General features: G+C 73.5%; 13 protein-coding genes. 11 read left to right on the forward strand and 2 right to left on the reverse strand.

The features are described from left to right. Positions 1-31 precede the first annotated feature (31 nt). Together OHS58_RS11325 and OHS58_RS11330 are read left to right on the forward strand one after the other, a co-directional pair. Positions 32-814: a D-Ala-D-Ala carboxypeptidase family metallohydrolase gene (locus OHS58_RS11325; RefSeq protein ID WP_328648188.1), complete on the forward strand. Its 783-nt coding sequence runs from the start codon at positions 32-34 to the stop codon at positions 812-814. A gap of 323 nt (positions 815-1,137) precedes the next feature. After that, positions 1,138-1,653: a VOC family protein gene (locus OHS58_RS11330; protein ID WP_247052102.1), complete on the forward strand. Its 516-nt coding sequence runs from the start codon at positions 1,138-1,140 to the stop codon at positions 1,651-1,653. Here the strand turns inward: OHS58_RS11330 and OHS58_RS11335 are convergent. Beyond that, positions 1,650-2,084 carry a DoxX family protein gene (locus OHS58_RS11335; RefSeq protein WP_326949886.1) on the reverse strand — a complete coding sequence of 145 codons (435 nt, stop codon included), beginning with the start codon at positions 2,082-2,084 and terminating at the stop codon, positions 1,650-1,652. The genes OHS58_RS11330 and OHS58_RS11335 overlap by 4 nt on opposite strands. 249 nt (positions 2,085-2,333) lie before the next feature. Continuing rightward, complete coding sequence (locus OHS58_RS11340) at positions 2,334-2,906, reverse strand: hypothetical protein (protein ID WP_328648189.1); 573 nt, start codon at positions 2,904-2,906, stop codon at positions 2,334-2,336. Positions 2,907-3,048: 142 nt separating this feature from the next. Here OHS58_RS11340 and OHS58_RS11345 point away from each other — a divergent pair, with 142 nt between their 5' ends. The 9 genes from OHS58_RS11345 to OHS58_RS11385 all read left to right on the forward strand — a co-directional run bounded on the left by OHS58_RS11345 (position 3,049) and on the right by OHS58_RS11385 (position 20,826). Continuing rightward, positions 3,049-3,813, forward strand: a complete 765-nt coding sequence (locus OHS58_RS11345; protein ID WP_328648190.1) for an ATP-binding protein — start codon at positions 3,049-3,051, stop codon at positions 3,811-3,813. A gap of 96 nt (positions 3,814-3,909) precedes the next feature. Further along, complete coding sequence (locus OHS58_RS11350; protein ID WP_328648191.1) at positions 3,910-4,605, forward strand: TetR/AcrR family transcriptional regulator; 696 nt, start codon at positions 3,910-3,912, stop codon at positions 4,603-4,605. Then, on the forward strand, positions 4,602-5,717 hold the full coding sequence (locus tag OHS58_RS11355) for an FAD-dependent oxidoreductase (RefSeq protein WP_328648192.1): 1,116 nt from the start codon (positions 4,602-4,604) through the stop codon (positions 5,715-5,717). Before OHS58_RS11350 ends, OHS58_RS11355 begins: the two co-directional genes overlap by 4 nt. Positions 5,718-5,741: 24 nt before the next feature. After that, entirely contained in the window at positions 5,742-6,461 is a 720-nt protein-coding gene (locus OHS58_RS11360; RefSeq protein WP_328648193.1) for an alpha/beta fold hydrolase, read from the forward strand. A gap of 23 nt (positions 6,462-6,484) precedes the next feature. Next, positions 6,485-7,750, forward strand: a complete 1,266-nt coding sequence (locus tag OHS58_RS11365; protein WP_328648194.1) for a PucR family transcriptional regulator — start codon at positions 6,485-6,487, stop codon at positions 7,748-7,750. A gap of 86 nt (positions 7,751-7,836) precedes the next feature. Next, complete coding sequence (locus OHS58_RS11370; protein WP_326953086.1) at positions 7,837-8,088, forward strand: hypothetical protein; 252 nt, start codon at positions 7,837-7,839, stop codon at positions 8,086-8,088. Positions 8,089-8,482: 394 nt separating this feature from the next. After that, complete coding sequence (locus OHS58_RS11375) at positions 8,483-11,914, forward strand: beta-ketoacyl synthase N-terminal-like domain-containing protein (protein ID WP_328648195.1); 3,432 nt, start codon at positions 8,483-8,485, stop codon at positions 11,912-11,914. A 60-nt stretch (positions 11,915-11,974) separates the two neighbouring features. Continuing rightward, a complete protein-coding gene (locus OHS58_RS11380; protein ID WP_328648196.1) occupies positions 11,975-15,529 on the forward strand; it encodes an amino acid adenylation domain-containing protein in 3,555 nt (1,184 codons plus the stop codon). Continuing rightward, the gene (locus OHS58_RS11385) at positions 15,526-20,826 is read left to right on the forward strand and encodes a type I polyketide synthase (RefSeq protein ID WP_328648197.1); all 5,301 of its coding nucleotides are present in this window, start codon (positions 15,526-15,528) and stop codon (positions 20,824-20,826) included. Before OHS58_RS11380 ends, OHS58_RS11385 begins: the two co-directional genes overlap by 4 nt. Positions 20,827-20,830 lie beyond the last annotated feature (4 nt).

The following is a 20,830-nucleotide window of genomic DNA, read 5'->3' on the forward strand; positions in this document are numbered from 1 at the left end:
GGCCCGTTCGCCGAGCACTCCGGAGGCCTCGATGAGCCCGTTCCGCCCGTCCGCCGGTTTCGACCGCCGCACCCTGCTCAAGGCCGCGGCCGGGACCGGGGTCGCCCTGGCCGGCGGCCTCGCCGCGATGACGGCGTTCCCCGGGGTCGCGGCGGCCTACACGTGGCCGTCGTCGCTGCGGTCCGGCTCGACCGGTGCCGCGGTGACGGAGCTGCAGATCCGCGTCGCGGGCTGGGCCGCCGACGGCCCGAAGCAGACCTACGTCGCCGTCGACGGCGACTTCGGTCCCGGCACCGAGGCGGCGCTGAAGCGGTTCCAGGCCGCGAACCACTTGACGGCCGACGGCGCTGCCGACGCGGACGACTTCGCGGCCCTCAACGCACTGGAATCCGCCGACGGCTCGACCGCGCACTTCGAATTCAGCGAGTTCACGTCCAACGACGGTACGGGTTTCGGGGGCGGCAAGGTCGGCTCGGCGACGGTCAAGGAGAACGTCCGGCGGCTGATGTACAAGCTCGAAGCCCTGCGGACGAAGGCGGGCAACCGGGCGATCACGATCTCGTCGGGCTTCCGCAGTGTCGCGCACAACCAGGCCATCGGCGGCGCGTCGAACAGCATGCACGTGTACGGCACGGCGGCCGACTGCTACGTCAGCGGCCTGAGCACGCGCCAGGTCTACGTCCTCGCCGAGGCCTGCGGGTTCTCCGGGCTGGAGCGCTACACGCTCTCGGACGCCCACCAGCACGTCGACAGCCGTGTCGAGTACGCCTACGGCTCGCAGAGCTGGTGGTGGGAGAGCGGCACGGTCAGCTGAGCTTGAGGGTGATCGAGTGTGAGGGTGATGCCCCCGGGCGAGGCTTCGGGGAAAGGTCGGATCCAGGGGCATCACCGCCCGCGGGACAGCTGACACGATGTCCCGCGGTGCAACCACCCTACGAACTCCCGGGCCGTCCGACCAGGGCCTCGATACGGTGTCGAAGGTTTGTCGCCCGGTCGGTCGCAGGACCCACGGAGAGTGGGTCTTCCGGGGTGATCGAGGGCTGCTTGTGCTCGCTTGACCGTTTGCTCGTTCGCGCCTAGCCTCAAGTTGAAACTTCAACCTATTCGCGCGCGCAGCAGCACGGGCCAGGAGAGCCGATGTCGATCTTTCGCCTGAACCACGCCGTGCTGTACGTCCGGAACGTGGCCGAGAGCGTCGCGTTCTACCGGGACCTGCTGGGCTTCGACTACATCGAGGGCGGCGACGCGCACCGCGGCGCGGCCTTCCTGCGGGCGCCCGGCTCGACCAACGACCACGACCTCGGCCTGTTCGAGCTCGGCGCGCACGCCGAGGACTCGGGCGCCGGGAAGACGTCGGTCGGTCTCTACCACCTCGCGTGGGAGGTCGACACCCTCGGCGACCTGGACCGCCTCGCCGGCCGCCTCGAAGCGGCCGGCGCGCTCGTCGGCTCGTCCGACCACGGCACCACGAAGTCGTTGTACGCCAAGGATCCCAGCGGGATCGAGTTCGAGGTCGTCTGGATCATCCCGCGCGAGCTGCTGACCGACGCCGACCGTGACCCGAGCAAGGCCACGGGCCGGCTGGACCTCGCGCGCGAGCTGGCGAAGTACGGCGCCGACGCCCGTAGCGGCGTCGGCATCTCGCGCCCCTAGGACGCCAGCTCGGTCGCCCGGAGGTGATCCGGCGCCGAAACCGCTTGCCGGGCAAGGAGGTTGCTCAGCGCGAAGCGGCCGGGGCCGATGAACGCGACGGCCAGCAGTGTCCAGCAGAACAGGGCCGCGTCCTCGCCGCCGTTCTGGATCGGGAGCAGCGCGACCGGCAGGTGCACGGTGAAGTAGGCGAACGCCATCGAGCCGGAGCCGAGCACAGCGGCGACCCGGGTGCCGATCCCGACGCAGACCAGTGCGCCGCAGCCGAGCTGGATGATCGCGGCCCACCACTGCGGCCAGACGCCGACGGCGACGGCGGACTTCGCGCCGAAGAGGCCGAACAGCGCCTTGACGCCGTGGCAGGCGAAGAGGAAGCCGATGACGATGCGGAAGAGCCCGATGACGTGTTCGCGGGCCGGGGCCAGGCGGTGCATGGTTCCTCCGGGAGGCGGGGTGCGGGCGGCATCCGGCCGGCCGGCGCGCGGGGCCCGGCCATTGCGGATTCGGTAGCACCAGATATACCGGCCTGCCGGGATGCGGCACACCGCCGAAAGTCGCATGCGGAAATCTTCCAGGGAAAACACCGAACCTGGTTCGGTTGAGTCCGCGTTACCGCAGGTCGCTTTGTCAGGCAAGAGAAAGCCCGGAATTCTGGGGTATTTCTCCCGTCTGGTCCAGACCAGTTAGCGCACTGGTCCGCGCTGGGTTTCGAGAATGTTTCCGGTTCTTTTCGGAAACGGCGCGGACTGGGCCTGCCGGATCAACGCGGCGACCCGTTCGGCGTCCGGGATCGCCCACAGCTCCGGCACGAACGGTGCCCAGGCGCCCTCGTGGTTCTGATTGGCCACGCGCCAGCGGGCCGCGAAGCTCGTCCCGAAGGTGACCGTGTCGGCGCCGGTCTTCACCTGAGCCGGGCCCAGCCGGTTCAGCCACGCCCAGCGGAACTCCGCGCCGGTCGGCCACTGCGCCACGAAAACGACGCGCCGGTCGGTGACGAAGTAGGTCTCGACGTCGAGGCGGGCCCGGCGGTTGGCCAGCCGCCGGGACCAGAAGATGCCGAACCCGAACAGGAGGGTGGTGAACAGTCCGAGGTACTGCGCGTTCCGCCGGTCGACGACGATGGCGGTGGCGACGGCCGCGACCAGCAGCAAGGCGCCGAACAACAGCACGTGGTGCTCGCGAAGCCAACGTCGGCGTCGCGTCGGTGCTCCCGACCAGAGCACTCGCTCGCCGTCCTGCAGTGGGTACGGTGACATGGCGTCCTCCCCAGGCGTCGAGCACTACACGCCCGAAGGCCGCGTCCGGTTGCACTGCCGCGCGATGGGCCCTTTGCGCGGTCCCGGCCGAGGACTAGCGTGGTGGCCATGAATCCGAGGGCGCGGTCGCGCCGTCCGGCCGGTGCCCGTGCCTGAGGGCATCGGGCTCGAGCTGCGGAACCGGGAGGCGAGCGCCCTGGTCCGCGTGACCGGGCGGCTCGACATCACCGGTTACCCCTTCCTGCGCGACGGTCTCCTCAAGATCGCCGCGGACAGCCCGCCGGGGGTGATCGCCGACATCGACGGGCTCGTTCTCGAGCGGCACTCGCCCAGTCTGTTCCCGTTCGTCGCCACCCGGCTCGAGCGCTGGCCGGGCATCCCGTTCTCGCTGGTGACGCAGCAGTCCACGCACATCGAAGCGTTCGACGCGTTCGGTCTGGACCGGTTCGTGCCGGTGCACGCCGACGTCGAAGCCGCCGAGAAAGCGCTGCCCCACCCGATCCGCCGCCGTGCCGAGCGGACGCTCGCGCGCGGGGACGACGGCATCGCCCAGGCTCGCGCGTTCGTCCGCGCGCGGACCGGTGAATGGGGGGTGCCCGCCCTGGAGTACGACGGCACGCTCATCGCGGCGGAGCTGGCCGACAACGCGTCCCGGCACACGACGTCGCTCCCGCGGCTGCGGCTGGAGCTGCGGCGGGAGCTGCTGACGATCGCCGTGAGCGACGACGATCCGCGGCCCGCGGTGTTGCTGGAGCGGCCCGACCTGCTCGAGCCCGGCCTGGGTCTGCGGATCGTGGCGCAGACCGCCCGGGCCTGGGGGAGCAGCAAGCGCTGGACGGGTGGCAAGGTGGTCTGGGCCGTCCTGGCCACGCCCGAACGCCGCCGGCCGCGGACCCTCGGCCCCTGATTTCTCGTGTCACTGCCTCCAGGGTTGTGACCGGCGCCATACGAACATGTTCGTTTCGAACGTGCTCGTAACGAACATGTTCGCTACAGTGGACGCATGGACCGGAACAGCACCCCCAGCCGCCGTGAACGCCCGGCGAAGCCGGCGCTGACCCGCGCGGGCATCGTGGCGACGGCCGTCGACGTCATGCGCGCCGAAGGCGTCGAGCGCGTCACCATGCGCCGGCTGGCCAAGGAGCTCGACACCGGCCCCGCTTCGCTCTACGTGTACGTCAAGGACACCGAGGAACTGCACGCCGCGATGCTCGACGAGCTGCTCGCCGAGGTCGACCTCGGCGACGGCGGCGCGGGGGAGTGGCGCGACCGGCTCTGGGCGGTGCTGGGCTCCTACCGCTCGGTGCTGTTCGCCCAGCCGAGCCTGGCCCGGGTCGCGCTGGTGACCCGGCTGAGCGGGCCGCACTACCTGGCCGTCGTCGAAGCGGTGCTCGCGCTGCTCGACGAGGGCGGGATGCCGCCGGGCCAGGCCGCGTGGGCCGTCGACGTCCTGCTGCTGATCGCCACCGCGACCGCCGTCGAAACCGGCGGCCGCCAGGAGAAGCCCGGCGCCGAGCGCGAGCACGACGTGCTGGTGGAGTCGCTCGCCGGTCTCTCCGCCGAAACCCACCCGTACATCGCCGCGCTGGGGCCGGACCTCGTGTCCGGCCCGGGCCCGTCCCGCGTGCGGTGGGCGTTCGACGTCCTGCTGAACGGCGCGCTGAGCACCGCGCGCCCCCCGATCGAGGAGCACCGATGACCACTACCCCCGTCACGATCGTCGGCGGCGGCCTGGGCGGCCTCACGCTGGCCCGCGTCCTGCACACCCGCGGGATCGCCGCGACCGTCTACGAACTCGACGCGTCCCCGGCCGCCCGCGACCAGGGCGGCACCCTGGACCTGCACGAGGAGTCCGGTCAGCACGCGCTGGCCGAAGCCGGCCTGACCGGCGAATTCCGCGCGATCGCCCGTGAAGAGGGCGAGGCGCTGCGCATCCTGGACCAGCACGGCGTCGTCCGGTTCGAAGAGACCGCCGACGCGAGCGGCGGCACCCGGCCCGAGGTCGACCGCGGCGCGCTCAAGCGGATCCTCGTCGGCTCCCTGCCGGACGGCGTCGTCCGCTGGGGGACGAAGGTGACCGCGGTGGCGCCCGGCCGGATCACCCTGGACACCGGTGAAGTCGTCGAGTCCGGCCTGGTCGTGGGCGCGGACGGCGCCTGGTCGAAGGTCCGGCCGCTGTTGTCGGATGCCGTCCCGGTCTACTCGGGACTGTCGTTCGTGGAGGCTCATCTGTCCGATGTGGACACCACGCACCCGGCGGTGGCCGCGCTGGTCGGCACCGGCTCGATGTTCGCGCTGGCCGACGGGAAAGGCCTGATCGCCCAGCGCAACGGCGGCGGCCGGGTCCGGGTCTACGCCGCGGTGCAGGCACCGGCCGAGACGGTGACCGGTCTTGTCGACCCGGCCGACCCGGCCGGGACCCGCGCGCGGCTGCTCGACGTGTTCGCCGGCTTCGACGCCGGGCTGCGCGCGCTCATCGCCGAGAGCGACGACACCCTGATCGCGCGGCCGATCCACGCCCTGCCGGTCGGGCACCGGTGGGCGCGGGTCCCCGGCGTGACGCTGCTCGGCGACGCCGCGCACGTGATGTCGCCCTTCGCCGGCGAGGGCGCCAACCTCGCGATGCTCGACGCCGCCGAGCTGGCCGTCGCGCTGGCGGAGCACGACGACGTCGAAAGCGCTCTCTCGGCCTACGAAACCGCGTTGTTCCCGCGAGCGGAAGAAGCCGCGCGCGGGTCGGCGGACAACCTCGTCGAGAGCTTCCGGCCGGACGCGCCCGCCGCGATGGTCGACCTGATGCTCTCGCACTGAAACCCTTACCCGAAAGGCACTGCCATGACCGAGAAGATCCTCCGGCCCGACCCGGAACTGGAACTGCACCTCACCGACACCGGCGGCGCGGGCCGGCCCGTGCTCGCCCTGCACGGCGGCGCCGGACCCCGGGGCGTCGCGCCGGTCGTCGAGCACTTCGCGCCGGAGAACCGCGTGCTCGCGCCGACCCACCCGGGCTGGGGCGGCACGCCGCGCCCGGAGTGGTTCACCGGCGTCGACAGCCTCGCCGTCACCTACCTCGACCTGCTGGAGGACGAAGACCTCACCGGCGTCGTCGTCGTGGCCAGCTCGTTCGGCGGGTGGGTCGCGGCCGAGATGGCCGTGCGCGACCGCGGCCACCGGATCGGCGCGCTGGTCGTGCTCGACGGCATCGGCCCGCAGATCGCGGGGCTGCCGGTGTCGCTGCCGCAGCCGCCGCCCGGCGCGCCCACGCCCGGGCCCGGGCGTGGGCCCGCGCCCGCCGACCTGGCGGCGATGCAGGTCTACACCGGCACGACGATGGGCGACCCGAAGCTGCTGCGCCGGCTGGCCCGGGTCCGGATCCCGGCCCTGCTGATCTGGGGCGAGGACGACACGGTCGTCACGCCGGCGTTCGGCGCGGCCTACGCGGCGGGGTTCGCGGACGCCCGGTTCGAGGTCGTCGCCGGCGCGGGACACATGCCCGCGGTGCAGAACCCGGCCGCGACGTTCGAACTCATCGACGAGTTCCTGGTGAAAGCATGATCGTTTCCCTCTAGAGTGGCTCCATGGTGGACGAAGAAGTCGTCTCGGAGCGGATCCGGCAGGTCGCCGCCTCGCTGGCCGACCGGGCCGGTGATCTCACCGGTGAGCTGGTGCAGCTCTACGCCGCCGAACTGCCGCAGCTGGTCCACGACGACGAGCGCATGGTCAGCCTGCTGACCGCGAGCGTCTACCAGAACATCGAGACCGGCCTGCAGATCCTCCAGCACAGCATCGACCCGGCCCACGTCGAGGCGCCGGCCGCCGCGCTGGAGTACGCGCGGCGGCTGGCCCAGCGCGGCACCCCGGTGTTCGACCTGATCCGGGCCTACGACGTCGGGCAGGCCGCGATGCTCGACTTCGGGTTCCAGGAGTGCACCCGCCAGGTCGGCGACGCCGAGCTGCTGGGGGAGATGATGCGGCGGCTGCTGAAGGTCGTGTTCGGGTTCGTCACCCGGGTGACCCGGCAGCTGATCGCCGTCTACCAGGACGAACGCGACCGCTGGCTGCTCAACCGGAGCGCCGCGCGGGCGGCCAAGGTGCAGGACCTGCTGGCGGAGAACCGCGGCCCGCTCGACGCCGCGTCCGTCGACGCGGCCGAGGCCGTGATCGGCTACCGGCTGCGCGGCACGCACGCCGGGATGATCCTCTGGCACACGGCCGAGGCCTCCGTGGGCGACGTGCTGTCGGTGCTGGAGTCGGTCGCGGCCGCGGTGCTCGGCCGCGTCCAGGACCACGGCCGGCCGCTGTTCGTGCCGCGTGACGAGGCCAGCGCGTGGGTGTGGCTGCCGCTCGGCCCGGACGTCACGATCGGCCGCGCCCTGCTCGACGACGTCCTCGCGACGGCCGGACCCGGCGTCCGGGTGTCCGTCGGCGACCCCGCGACCGGCGTCGACGGTTTCCGCGACACCCACCACCAGGCCCTGCGGGTGCACGCGCTGGCCCTCGCGGCCGGCGAGCACTGCGACCGCGTCCTGACCTTCCGCGAGGTCGGCACGATGGCCCTGATGACGTCCGACCTCAACGCGGCCCGGCTGTGGGTCACGAGCACCCTCGGGCCGCTGGCCGCCGACGAGGAGAACTGCGGGCGCCTGCGCGAGACCCTGCACGTCTTCCTCGCCTCCGGCGGCAGCTACACCGCTGCGGCGGCCGAGCTGACGATGCACAAGAACTCCGTGCAGTACCGCGTCCGCAAGGCCCAGGAGCTGCTGCCGCGCGAGCTCGGGACGAACCGGCTGGACGTCGAGCTCGCGCTGAGCCTCTGCCACCGGCTCGGCCGGGCGGTCCTCTGAGCTTTGGTGTCGTGGACCACACCCGGCGAAGATCGTTGGGTCCCCGACACGAAGTCTTCCTGCGGTTTCGGGCCTACCTTTCGATCATGGGTGAAAACGGTGGGATGCTCGCACTGGTGCGGCTACGCCGAGGCGTCGTCGGCGAGAGCAGACGCGTCTGTCACCTGATCCCCGTCCCCGAAGCCGGCGCGGTCCCCGAGTACCTGACGGCCCTGTGCGGCGAGTCGATCTTCCCCGGCGAGGCCGAGGTGCTGGACGGCCTGCGCGGGATGCCGTGCCACGCGTGCCTGATGGCGAACACGCCCGCGGGCGGCGGGCTCCTGGCGAACGCGGGTTAGCGCGTTCTGGATCGATTTCGTGAAATTGCCACTCCGCGCCGTGCGGGAACTCGTTTTCCGCGACCGGAGTCGGTGAATATCCGACCACGTGAATGACTTTCCGGCATTGTTGCAGTGAGTAGTCGATCAGATGTCCACTGTGGTCGGCAGCGCGACATAAGCCGACGTTCCGGACGCGCCGCGCTGACGATCACGTGGGAAAACCCCATGTCGGAACCCGGATCGATAGTCCATTCGGACCAACTCTGCGGATTACGTATCCCCAGGCGACGTCCTGAGCTTTAACCTTGCGTGATTCTTCGCCATGAATCGCACTGGGGAGTGAGATGAAGTCGACGTCACCGCTGTGGTTGCCGCGCGCCCATTCACGGCCGGAACGAGCCCACCTACAGCGATGACGCAAGCCGGCTGCATCAGACGCTTCGAAGGAGTCGTCCGGCGCTCGCCCGATCGGATCGCCGTCGTCGAGCACGACGCGGTGGTGAGCTACGCCCGGCTGGCCGGGCTCGCCGGCGGCCACGCCGCGCGGCTGCTCGACGCGGGCGTCCGGCCGGGTGAGAGGGTCGGGCTCGTCACCGGGCACGGCACCCGGGCGATCGCCGCGATCCTGGGCACGCTCGCCGCCGGGTGCGCGTACGTCCCGCTGGACCCGACGTTCCCGCGCGAGCGGCTCGCGCACCAGGTCGACGCCGCGCGCGTGTCGGCCGTGCTGGCCGACGCCGAGCACGTCGACCTCGCGGAAGCCTTGTGCCACAACGGGTCCGCCCGGGTCGTCCCGGTCGGGTCGGAGACCGCGCCGCTGCCGGTCCCCGATCCGGACCCGGGCAGCCCGGCCTACGTGCTGTTCACGTCGGGCTCCACCGGCACGCCCAAGGCGTTCGCGCAGACCCACCGCAACCTGCTGCACGTGGTGGACAACCAGATCGCGAGCCTCGGGATCACCGCGGCGGACCGGCTGAGCCTGCTGGCCTCCTTCGGCTTCGACGCCGCGATCCCGGACCTGTACCCGGCGCTGCTCACCGGCGCCGCCGTGGTGCCGGTCGACCTGCGCGTCCACGGCGTCGCGCACGCGGCGCGAGAGCTGGCGCGGCACGAGGCGACCGTCTACCACTCGACGCCGACGGTCTACCGCTACCTGCTGGACAGCTTCGACGGCGACCTGCCGTCGGTGCGGACCGTGCTCCTGGGCGGCGAACCGGCGACCTACGCCGACGTCCGCCGCGGCCGGTTCGCGCCGGACACCGTGTTCGTCAACGGCTACGGCGCGACCGAGGTGACGTTCGCCGCGCACCACCGGCTGACCAGCGCCGACGTCGACCCCGGCGCCACCGGCCCGCTGCCGATCGGCACCGCGCTCCCGGGTTACGAGCTGACCGTGCTGGACGGCGGTGAGCTGCAGGTCCGGAGCGAGTTCCTGGCCGCGGGCTACCTCGACCGGCCGAGCCCGGCCTTCGGCACCACCGAGGAGGGGCTCCGCACCTACCGCACCGGCGACCTCGGCGAAGTGCTGCCGGACGGCACCCTCGTCTGCCTCGGCCGGCTGGACCGCCAGGTCAAGGTGCGCGGGTTCCGCGTCGAGCTGACCGAGATCGAGGCGAAGCTCGCGGAGCACGCCGAGGTGGCGGAGGCGCGAGCCATCGTCCGGGACGGTGAGCTGCTGGCCTACGTGGTCCCGGCTCTCGACCCCGGGCCGGACCCGGCCGCGCTGCGGGCCGCCTTGGCCGAAGCCCTGCCCGACTACGCGGTGCCGTCGGCGGTGCTCGTCGTGGCGGCGTTCCCGCTGACCGTCACCGGCAAGCTCGACGAGGCAGCGCTTCCGGGCCCGCGTCCCGCCGCACCGGCTGAAGTCCCGCCGATGAGCGAGGCCGAACAGCGGGTTCACGCGATCTGGCGCGACGTCCTGGGCCACGCGAGCTTCGGCGTCACCGACGCCTTCTTCGACGTCGGTGGGCATTCCCTGCTGCTGGGGCGGGTCCAGCAGCGGCTCGCCGCTGAGTTCGACACCGACGTTCCGCTGCTCGGCCTGCTGGAACACCCCACCGTCGCGGCCCAGGCGGCGTACCTCGGCGAGTCCGTTTCGGACCGTCCGCGGGCCGTCGAGCCGCTGCCGGACGAGGGTGGCAGTGACCTGATCGCCGTCGTCGGGCTCGCCTGCCGCTTCCCGGGCGCGCCCGACGCGCCGGCGTTCTGGTGGAACCTGTGCGCCGGCGTCGACTCGATCCACGACCACACCGACGACGAGCTGGCCGCGCTCGGCATCGGCCCCGGCCTGCGCGGCGACCCGGCGCACGTCCGCGCCGGCGGGCGCCTCGACGGCGTCGAGGACTTCGACGCGGAGTTCTTCGGCTTCACCGCCGACGAGGCCGCCCGCACCGACCCGCAGCACCGGCTCTTCCTGGAGACGGCGTGGCGGGCCCTGGAGGACGCGGGCCGCGACCCGGCGCGGGAAACCGGCCCGGTCGGCGTCTTCACCTCCGCCGGGGTGAACCGCTACTTCCTGTTCCACCTGTTCGGGAACCCGGCCGTGACCGGCGACGTCGACCCCGACGACTGGGAGGGCCGGCTGCTCGGCCGCCAGCTCACCGACCACCTGCCCGGCCAGGTCGCCTACCGGCTCGGCCTGACCGGACCCGCGATCGCCGTCCAGAGCGCCTGCTCCAGCTCCCTCGCCGCGGTCGGGCTCGCGGCGCAGAGCCTCGCCGAATACCGCTGCGACCTGGCACTCGCCGGCGGTGTGAGCGTCACGTGGCCGCGCTACCGCAGCGGCGGTCTCGCCTCACCGGACGGCCGCTGCCGCGCGTTCGACGTCGCGGCCGAGGGCGCCGGGTTCGGCTCCGGCGCCGGGGTCGTCGTGCTGCGGCGGCTGGCCGACGCGCTCGCCGACCACGACCACATCCACGCCGTGCTGCCCGGCTGGGCGATGACCAACGACGGCCCCGACCGCGCCGGCTACGCCGTGCCGGGGCCGGCCGGACAGGCCGCCGCCGTCGCCGAGGCGCTGGCCGTCGCCGAGGTTCACCCGGCCGAGGTGCGGCTGGTCGAGGCGCACGGCAGCGGCACGCCCCTGGGTGACGCGATCGAGGTGGCGGCGCTCAACCGGGTGTACGGCGACCTGCCGCCGGGGACCTGCGCGCTCGGTTCGGTCAAGACGAACATCGGGCACCTCGACGCCGCCGCCGGGGTGGCCGGGCTGATCAAGACCGTGCTTTCCGTGCGCCACGGCGTCATCCCGCCCAACCTGCACTTCACCGCGCCGCACCCGGAGGCCGACCTGGCCGGTGGCCCCTGGTACGTCCCGGTGAAGGCCGCCGACTGGCCGGACCCGGACCGCCGGGTGGCCGGGGTCAGCTCGTTCGGCATGGGCGGCACCAACGTCCACGTCGTCGTCGAAGAGGCGCCGGCCGCCGGGCCGCGGGTCACCGCCGACGGTCCGTACGTGCTGCCGGTCTCCGCGCGGGACGCGAAAGCCTTGCACGAAGCGCTTTCCCGGCTGCGTGACCGGCTCGCCGACGACCCGCCACCGCTGGCCGACGTCGCCTACACCCTCGCCGTCGGACGCCGGGAGTTCGCGGCCCGCGCCGCCGTGGTCGCCACGACCACTGTGGAGGCCGTCGAAGCCCTCGACGTCCTGCTCGCCGACGGCGCCGACGTGGCCGGGCCACCCGGCGCGGCCCACGAACTGGCCGCCCGCTGGGTCAGCGGCGGCGACGTCGACTGGGCCGCCCGGCACGACGGCGCGGATCCGGGCCGGGTGCCGTTGCCCGGGTATCCCTTCCAGCGCAGCAGGTTCTGGATCGACCCGCCGGTCACGGGTGACCACCCGTGACCCGCACCAGCCCGGCCGCCACCGCGGCCCCGGGCAGCAAACCGAACTGGGGAGTTCACCGTGACCGACACGCTGCCCGTCGCGGGCACGCACGGCCCGCCACTGTCCTATCCGGACACCACTGTCGCCGGACTGGTCCTGGAGCAAGCACGGCGGACGCCGGACGCGCTCGCCGTGCGGCAAGGCGCCGAGCGGCTCACCTACGCTGAGCTGGTCGCCGCCGCCTGGGGCGTCGCGGCGCTGCTGCGCGAACGCGGCGCGGGCGTCGAAACCCGGGTCGGCGTGTGCGCCCACCGGCGTCCCGCGCTCGTGGCGACGGTCCTCGGCGTCCTGCTGTCGGGTGGCTGTTACGTGCCGCTGGAGCCGGGCGGGCCGCGAGCGCGGCTGACCGGGATCGCCGCCGACGCCGGCGTCACGCTCGTCATCGGCGACGCCGCCGTCGCGGAATTCGGCACGGTGGCAGGGATCGACGCCCTCGACGTCCCGCCGCCCGCCGATCCCGGCGGCTGCCCGGCCACCCCGGACAGCACCGCGCACGTGCTCTACACGTCCGGCTCGACCGGCCGGCCGAAAGGCGTGCTCACCAGCCACCGCAACGTCGTCGCGTTCGTCACCGGCTTCGCCGCCCGCCTCGGCGTCGGCCCGGGCACCCGCGCGCTCGGCATCTCCTCGCCCGGCTTCGACGCGTTCACCATGGACGTCTTCGTGCCGCTGGCCCACGGCGGCTCGGTGCAGCTGGCCGGCTCGGCCGACCGGGCCGACCCCGAGCGGCTGCGCCGGTTCGTGGTCGAGCACGACGTCGACTGGGGTTTCATCACGCCGACGCTGCTCGCCACGCTGAACCCGGCGGACGTGCCGGGCTGGCGGACCGTGGCCTGCGGCGGGGAGCCGGTGCCCGCCGGACTGGCCGCCCGCTGGCTGCCCGGCCGCCGCTTCTTCACCGTCTACGGCCCGACCGAGACGACCGTCGTCGTGGTCACCGACGAGGTGACCGGCCGGCCCGCCGACCCGCTGCCGCTGGGCACGCCGACGCCGAACCACCGCGCGTACGTCGTGGACGCCGACCTCCGCCCGGTCCCGCCGGGCGAGGTCGGCGAGCTGCTGATCGGCGGCCCGGGGGTGGCCGCCGGGTACCTCGGCCGCCCGGAGCTGACCGAGCGGACGTTCGTCGCCGACCCGTTCACGCCGGGGGAGCGCGCCTACCGCACCGGCGACCGGGCGCGCGTGCGGCCCGACGGCCGGCTGGAGTTCGCCGGCCGCGCCGACCGGCAGGTCAAGGTCCGTGGCCAGCGCATCGAGCTGGGCGAGGTCGAGGCCGCACTGGCCACGCACCCGCAGGTGGGCGCGGTCGCGGTGGAAGCAGTCCCGGGCCCGGGTGGCACCCGGCTGGTCGCGTTCCTCGCCCCGGCTTCGGTGCCGCCGGGTGTCGATGTCGCCGGTTCGGGCGGCGTCCGGGCGCCGTCCGGCGAGGTCGCGACCGGTCCTGCGGCCTCGCTGCCGTCCGACGAGGATGTTCAGGCTTACGCGGGCGACCGGCTCACCGAGGCGATGCGGCCGGCCGTCATCCGGCGGCTCGATGTCCTGCCGGTGAACCCGGTGACCGGCAAGATCGACCGGCCCGCGTTGCGCGCGCTGGCCGAACGCGCGGCGCCCGCCGACCTCGGCGAGCCGGACACGCCCGTGGCCCGGGCGGTCGCGCAGGTGTGGCGGAAGGTGCTCGGCGCCGGCGCGGGCTCCGACTTCTTCGCCGCCGGCGGTGATTCGATCACGGCGATGCGGCTGGTCGCGGCCCTGCGTGCGGACCTGGCCGCCGACGTCGCCACCGAGGACGTCCTGGCCGGGCGGACCCTCGACGGCGTCGCCCGGCGGGTGGCCGCGGCCGCGCCGCTGACCGGGCCGGGCCTGACCACCGGGCACGCGCCGACTCTGTCGCCGCCGCAGCGGCGGCTGTGGTTCCTGGACCAGCTCGCCCCGGCCGCGGCGCCGTACAACATCGCGATGGCCTTCCGGCTGACCGGCCCGCTGGACGTGGAAAAGCTGCGTGCCGCCCTGCGCGCGGTGGCCGAACGGCACGACATCCTGCGTTGGCGGATCCGCCCGGTCGACGGCGTCCCGCAGGCCGAATGCCTTCCCGTGGAAGACATTCCGGTGCCGATGACCAGCCTGACCGAGCCGTTCCTCGCCGACCGGCTCGCCGTCGACGCGGCGACCCCGGTGCACCTGGACCGCGAGCCGCCGTGGCGGGTCCGGCTGTACGAGCTGGGGCCGGACGAGCACGTGCTCGGCTTCACCCTGCACCACGCCGTGTTCGACGGCTGGTCCCAGGACCTGCTGTGCGCCGACCTCTCCGCGGCCTACGCCGGGGCGTCGCTGCTGCCGCTCGCCGCGTCCTACGCGGACTACGCGGCGTGGCGCGCGGATCGCGACCGCCGTCGCGAAGCCGTCGACCTCGCCTGGTGGACCGAGCACCTGGCCGGGGCTCCGTCCACAGTGGACTTACCCCGCGATCGACCACGCCCCGCCGTGCAGACCTACCACGGCGCGAGCGTGCACCAGGTGTTCCCGGACGGCGCCCCCGACGCCGTCCGGGAGCTGGCCGCGCTGACCGGCACCACCCAGGCCGGGGTGCTGCTGGCCGCGTTCGGGCAGCTGCTGCACCGGCTCACCGGCGCGGACGACCACCTGGTCGCCACCGTCGTCGCCGACCGGCAGCTGCCCGAGACCCAGGACGTCGCCGGGTTCTTCGTGGACATCGTGCCGGTGCGGCTGCGCGCCGACGAAGGCGCGGACTTCGCGACGCACGCCCGGCGCGGCGGGGCCGAGCTGCTGGCCGCGACCGCGCACCCGGCGGCGTCGATCGAGCAGCTCGTGACCGCCCTCGGCGTCGACCGCGATCCCGCTCGGGCGCCGCTGGTGCAGGTGATGGTGAACGTCCTGAACTTCACCGAGCCGCGCCTGGAGCTGCCCGGCGTGCGGGCCGGCTGGCTGCCCGTCGCCAAGCCGGGGTCGCCGTTCGACCTGACCGTCTACGTCCTCGGCCACGGCGTCGAGCTGCTCTACAACCCGGACCTGTTCGACGCCGCCCGGATGACCGCGCTCGCCGCGGACTACGCGGACCTGCTCGCCGGGCTGGCCGCCATGCCCGACCGGCCGGTCGGGACGTGCCTGCCCGAGACCCCGCGGCCTTCGGTGCGCACCGCCGCGCCGGGCGCGATGACCCGCGCCCGGCCGGCACCCGCTCCGGTCGTCACCGACGTCGCCGCGCTCGCCGCGACCGAGGCGGTGATCGCGCAGGCCTGGCGAGACGTGCTCGGCGTCGAAAGCGTGGGCGTCACCGACAACTTCTTCGACGTCGGCGGCCACTCGCTCGCCCTGATGCAGGTGCACGCCCAGGTCACCGCCCGGCTCGGCCGCCGCATCCCGGTCGTCGAGCTGTTCAGCCACCCCACCGTCCGCGCCCTCGCCGCCCACCTGCACGCGGCCGCCGGCGCCAAACCCGACACCGCGCTGGCCCGCGCCGCCGAGCGGGTCGCCGCCCGCCGCGGGCGCACCCCGTCCGGAAGACCCCGCCGCCCGGCCGCCACGACCGGCCACGAACAGGAGCGCCACCAGTGACCCACTTCGAGACCGGCGAACCCGGCACCGAACCGATCGCGATCGTCGGGATGGCCGCCCGCGTCCCCGGCGCCGGCGACCTCCGGCAGTTCTGGCGCAACCTCGTCGACGGCGTCGAGTCGATCAAGCCCGCCACCCCCGAGGAACTGCTGGCCCGCGGCGCCGACCCGGAAACGCTGGAAGACCCCAGCTGGGTCAACGCCACCACGGTCGTCGACGGCTTCGACGAGTTCGACTCCGAGCTGTTCGGCATGACCAGCCGCGAAGCGGAGATCACCGACCCGCAGCACCGCGTGTTCCTCGAGGCCTGCCACTCCGCGCTGACCGACGGCGGCTACGACCCGGCCCGCTACCGCGGCGCGATCGGCGTCTACGGCGGGTCCGGCCGGACCGGCTACCTCATCGAGAACCTGCTGCGCAACGAGCGGATCATGGCCTCGCAGCACGGCGGCATCGGGATGTCGACCGGCAACCAGCCGAGCTACCTGACGACGTCGGTGTCCTACAAGCTGAACCTGCGCGGCCCGAGCCTGGCGCTGCACACGGCGTGCTCGACGTCGCTGGTCGCCGTGCACCTCGCCTGCGAGGCGCTGCGCAACGGCGAGTGCGAGATGGCGCTGGCCGGCGGCGTGAACCTGGAGATGCCGCACGGCATCGGCTACATGGGTGTCGAGGGCTTCACCTCGCCCGACGGGCACGTCCGCGCGTTCGACGCGGAGGCCAACGGCACGGTGTGGAGCAGCGGCGTCGGCGTGGTCCTGGTCAAGCGGCTGGCCCAGGCCATCGAAGACGGCGACCACATCCGCGCGGTGGTGCTCGGCAACGCGATCAACAACGACGGCGCCACCAAGGTCGGCTTCTCGGCGCCCAGCGTCGCCGGCCAGACCGAGGCGATCGCCCAGGCCGTCGGCATGGCCGGGGTCGACCCGCGCACGATCGGCTACGTCGAGGCGCACGGCACCGGCACCGCGCTGGGCGACCCGATCGAGGTCACCTCACTGTCCACTGTGTATGGCCACGGCGTGCCGGACACCGCCTGGTGCGCCATCGGCTCGGTCAAGTCGAACATCGGTCACCTGTCCCAGGCCGCCGGGGTGGTGGCGCTGATCAAGACCGTCCTGGCCATGGAACACGGCCTCATCCCGCCGACCATCAACTACGACGAGCCCAACCCGGGCATCGACTTCCCGGCGAGCCCGTTCTACCCCGCGCGCACGGTGACGAAGTGGGAGGCGGGTGACGCCCCGCGCCGGGCCGGCGTCAGCTCGTTCGGCGTCGGCGGCACCAACGCCCACGTCGTGCTGGAGGAGGCGCCGGTACCGCAGCGCCGCCGTCTGCCGCACCCGGCGCACCTGCTGCGGGTCTCGGCGAACACGCCGGACGCCCTGTCCGTCGCCGTCGACCGGCTGGCCGACCGGCTGGCGGGGGACATCGACCTCGACCTCGCCGACGTCGCGCACACCCTCGCGGCCGGGCGCACCGAGTACGCCCACCGCGCGGCCGTCGTCGCCCGGGACAGCGAGGACGCCGTCGACGGCCTCCGTGACCCGCGTCGCCTGGTCACGGCGAAGGCCGACGAGCTGAAGGTCGCGTTCCTGTTCTCCGGCCAGGGTTCCCAGTACGCGGGGATGGGCGCCGAGCTGTACCGCAGTGAGCCGGTGTTCGCCGCGGCCGTCGACGAGTGCTGCGAGCTGGCCGGTATCGCGGGCCTGAAGGAGCTGATCCTCGACCGCGGCGGCGACGCGAAACTGCGCGAGACGCGGTACACGCAGCCCGTGCTGTTCGTCGTCGAGTACGCGCTGACCACGCTGTGGCGCAGCTGGGGCGTCCGGCCCGGCGCGATGATCGGCCACTCGATCGGCGAGTACGTCGCCGCGACCGTGGCCGGGGTCTTCACCCTCGCCGACGCGCTGAAGCTGGTCGTCCGGCGCGGTGAGCTGATGCAGTCGATGCCGTCCGGCGCGATGCTCGCGATCCAGCTCGACGAAGACGCGGTGACGCAGCGGCTGCCCGAAGGCGTCGCGATCGCCGGGGTCAACGGGCCGGGGACGTGCGTCGTCGCGGGCCCGGCCGACGTCGTGGCCGACTTCGCCGCGCGGCTCAAGTCCAGCGACGTGCAGTGCCGCGAGCTGGTGACGTCGCACGCGTTCCACTCGCCGATGATGGACCCGATCCTGGCGGAGTTCACCGAAGCCGTCGCCGCGGTGCCGCGCTCGGCGCCGTCGCTGCCGTTCCTGTCGAACCTGACCGGTGGCTGGATCACCGACGCCCAGGCCACCGATCCCGGCTACTGGGCCGCGCACCTGCGTCAGGCCGTCCGCTTCGGCGACTGCGTGCGGACGCTGTTCGCCGGCGGCGAGCGGTGGGCCCTGGTCGAGTGCGGCCCCGGCCACCAGCTGGCCGGGCTCGCCCGCGGCCAGGTGCCGAAGGGCCTGCCCGCGCCGCAGCCGAGCCTGCCGGGCCGCACCGACCGCGAGGGCGACGTCGAAACGCTCTACGCGGCCGCCGGTCTCCTGTGGACACACGGCCTGACGCTGGAAGCGGTGACGTCCGGACTCCGCGTGCCGCTGCCGGGCTATCCCTACGCGCGCAAGCGGTACTGGGTCGACCCGGATCCCGCCGGGACGACGACCGAGCCGGTGAAGCCGAGCGGGCCGTTGCCGCTCGAAGAGTGGTTCGCGGTGCCGTCGTGGCGGCAGGCCGGGCCGGAGGTGCGGCGCGAGCCGTTCGCCTCCTGCCTGGCGTTCGTCGACGACGACGTCCTGCCCGGGCTGCTGCGCGACGCCGGTGTCGCGGTCACCGAGGTCCGGCCGGGTGCGCGGTTCGCCGCCGTCGACGGCGGGTTCACCGTCCGGCCGGGGGAGCGCGCCGACTACGACGACCTGGTCGCCGCGCTCGGCATCCGGCCCGAGCGGGTCGTGCACGCGTGGGCGCTGAGCGGCACCGAGACCGGGATGGCGGCCCAGGACCGCGGGTTCTTCAGCGTGCTCAGCCTCGTTCAGGCGTGGGCCGAGCCGCTGCGGATCGACGTCCTGAGCACCGGCACCGCCGACGTCACCGGCACCGACCTGACCCGGCCCGACCACGCGACGCTCGCCGGGATCGCCCGCGTGCTTCCCCTGGAGCAGCCCGGCACGGTCGTGCGCCGGATCGACGTCCAGACGCTCTCCGCCGACGTCGTCGCCGAGCTGTCCGCGCCGGCGGACGCCCACGTCGAGGTCGCGCTGCGCCGCGGCCGCCGCTGGGTCCTCGACCACACGCAGCTCACGCTGCCCGAAGCCGCGACGCCGGTCCTGCGCGACGGCGGCCGCTACCTGATCACCGGCGGCACGGGCGGGATCGGCATCACCCTCGCCGAGGATTTCGCCCTGCGCGTCCGCGCGAAGCTCATCCTGCTGTCCCGCAACGGTTTACTGCCACGCGAGGAGTGGGACGCGCACCTGGCCACCCAGGGCGGCACCGACCGGCTCGGACGCGCGATGCTCGCCGTGCGGCGGATGGAAGCGGCCGGCGCGGTGGTGCACGTGCTCGCCGCCGACGTCACCGACCCGGCGCGGCTGCGGGAGGTCCGGGAGCTGGCCGAGCGCGAGTTCGGCGGCCTCGACGGCATCGTCCACGCGGCCGGACTGCCCGGTGGCGGCGTCGCCGAGGTGAAGGAGCGTTCGGCCGCCGAAGCCGTGCTGGCCCCGAAGATCGGCGGCGTCGTCGCGCTGGCCGAGGCGTTCTCGGACCTGCCGATGGACTTCGTCGCCCTGTGCTCGTCGGTCACCTCGGTGTCGGGGGACTTCGGGCAGGTCGACTACTGCGCGGCCAACAACTTCCTCGACGCCTACGCCCGCGGCGACCACGGCTGGCAGGCCCGGGTCGTCGCGCACGACTGGGGTGGCTGGGACGAGGTCGGCATGGCCGCCGAAGTCGAAGCACCGTCGTTGATCCGGTCGACGCGCGAGCGTGCGGACGGCCCGGTCGCGCACCCGGTCCTGACCACGCGCTCCGCGGGCGGCGTCCACGGGCTCGTCTCGGCGGCCGGGCACTGGCTGCTCGACGAGCACCGGATTTCCGGCGTCCCGGTGGTGCCCGGGACCGGGCACCTGGAGACCGTCCGGGCCGCGGTCGAAGCGGCGCTGCCGAAGCCCGCCGACGGCCACGTCGTCGAACTGCGGGACGTCGCGTTCCTGGAACCGTTCTCGGTCCCGGAAGGCTCGGTCGCCGAGTACCGCGTCGGCTTCGACGGCGACGGGTTCACCGTGACCAGCCGCTTGGCCGGCGTGACCAAGACGCACGTCCGTGGCTCCGCAGGCTGGGTCCCGGCGCCGAACGTGTCCACTGTGGACCTCGACGGCATCCGCGGCCGGACCGCGGTGCTCGACGACGGCCACGGCTTCGGCACCGGCCGGACCAGCATGGTCACCTTCGGCCCGCGCTGGGTCGCGCTGCGGACCCACCACCTCGGCGAGCACGAGGAACTGGCGTCGATCGTCGCGCCGGACGCGGCGGCCGGCGACACCGGCTGGGGCCTGCACCCGGCGCTGCTGGACATCGCGACGGCGTTCGGCCGCGGCCGGGGCAGCGGCACCTACCTGCCGATGAGCTACGGCCGCGTGGTCGTGCACGACGTCCTCCCGGCGAGCTTCCACAGCCACCTGCGCTACCGCGACGCCGGTGGTGACCAGGTGATCGCCGCCGACCTGACGCTGTGCGCCGACGACGGCCGCGTGGTGGCCGAGATCGAGGACTTCGTGCTGCGCCAGGTCGACGAGAACGCGGTCAGCGGCGGTCTCGCCAAGAAGCCTTCCGTGGCAGCGGGGACGTCAGCCGGGATCCGGCCGGTCGACGGCGCCGAGGCGTTCCTGCGCGCGCTGACGCCGGGTCTCGGCGGCCAGGTCGTCATCAGCACCCGCCCGGTGCGGGACCTCTTCGACAGGCGGGTCACCGCCGAGGCGTTGGTGGAGAACGAAGAAGTCGCCGAACCTGCGGCCACCCCGCTGGCCCAGGACGACTACGTCGCCCCGCGCACCGACCTCGAAGCGGAGATCGCCCGGCAGTGGGCCGAAGTCCTCGGCGTCGAACGCATCGGCGTCCACGACGACTTCTTCGCCCTCGGCGGCAACTCCCTGGTCGCCATCCAGCTCATCGCCCAGGTCCGCAAGACCACCGGCGCCCGGCTGGCGATGAAGACGCTGTTCGAATCCTCCACGGTGGCCACCCTCGTCGAGCGGATCGAGGAGCTGCGGGCCACTGCCGCTGCCCCGGCCGAAGAACCCGCCGCCACCACCATCCCCAAGCTCGAGCGCTGAAGCA

It is taken from the genome of Amycolatopsis sp. NBC_00348 (assembly GCF_036114655.1).
Classification (GTDB): Bacteria; Actinomycetota; Actinomycetes; order Mycobacteriales; family Pseudonocardiaceae; genus Amycolatopsis.

Bases quoted from the DNA above. Each gene is read 5' to 3' on its own strand.
- OHS58_RS11335 (WP_326949886.1), bottom strand. From the start codon at position 2,084: ATGCACCGCCTGGCCCCGGCCCGCGAACACGTCATCGGGCTCTTCCGC.
- OHS58_RS11375 (WP_328648195.1), top strand. From the start codon at position 8,483: ATGACGCAAGCCGGCTGCATCAGACGCTTCGAAGGAGTCGTCCGGCGC.
- OHS58_RS11330 (WP_247052102.1), top strand. From the start codon at position 1,138: ATGTCGATCTTTCGCCTGAACCACGCCGTGCTGTACGTCCGGAACGTG.
- OHS58_RS11370 (WP_326953086.1), top strand. From the start codon at position 7,837: ATGGGTGAAAACGGTGGGATGCTCGCACTGGTGCGGCTACGCCGAGGC.
- OHS58_RS11350 (WP_328648191.1), top strand. From the start codon at position 3,910: ATGGACCGGAACAGCACCCCCAGCCGCCGTGAACGCCCGGCGAAGCCG.
- OHS58_RS11360 (WP_328648193.1), top strand. From the start codon at position 5,742: ATGACCGAGAAGATCCTCCGGCCCGACCCGGAACTGGAACTGCACCTC.
- OHS58_RS11365 (WP_328648194.1), top strand. From the start codon at position 6,485: ATGGTGGACGAAGAAGTCGTCTCGGAGCGGATCCGGCAGGTCGCCGCC.
- OHS58_RS11355 (WP_328648192.1), top strand. From the start codon at position 4,602: ATGACCACTACCCCCGTCACGATCGTCGGCGGCGGCCTGGGCGGCCTC.
- OHS58_RS11325 (WP_328648188.1), top strand. From the start codon at position 32: ATGAGCCCGTTCCGCCCGTCCGCCGGTTTCGACCGCCGCACCCTGCTC.
- OHS58_RS11340 (WP_328648189.1), bottom strand. From the start codon at position 2,906: ATGTCACCGTACCCACTGCAGGACGGCGAGCGAGTGCTCTGGTCGGGA.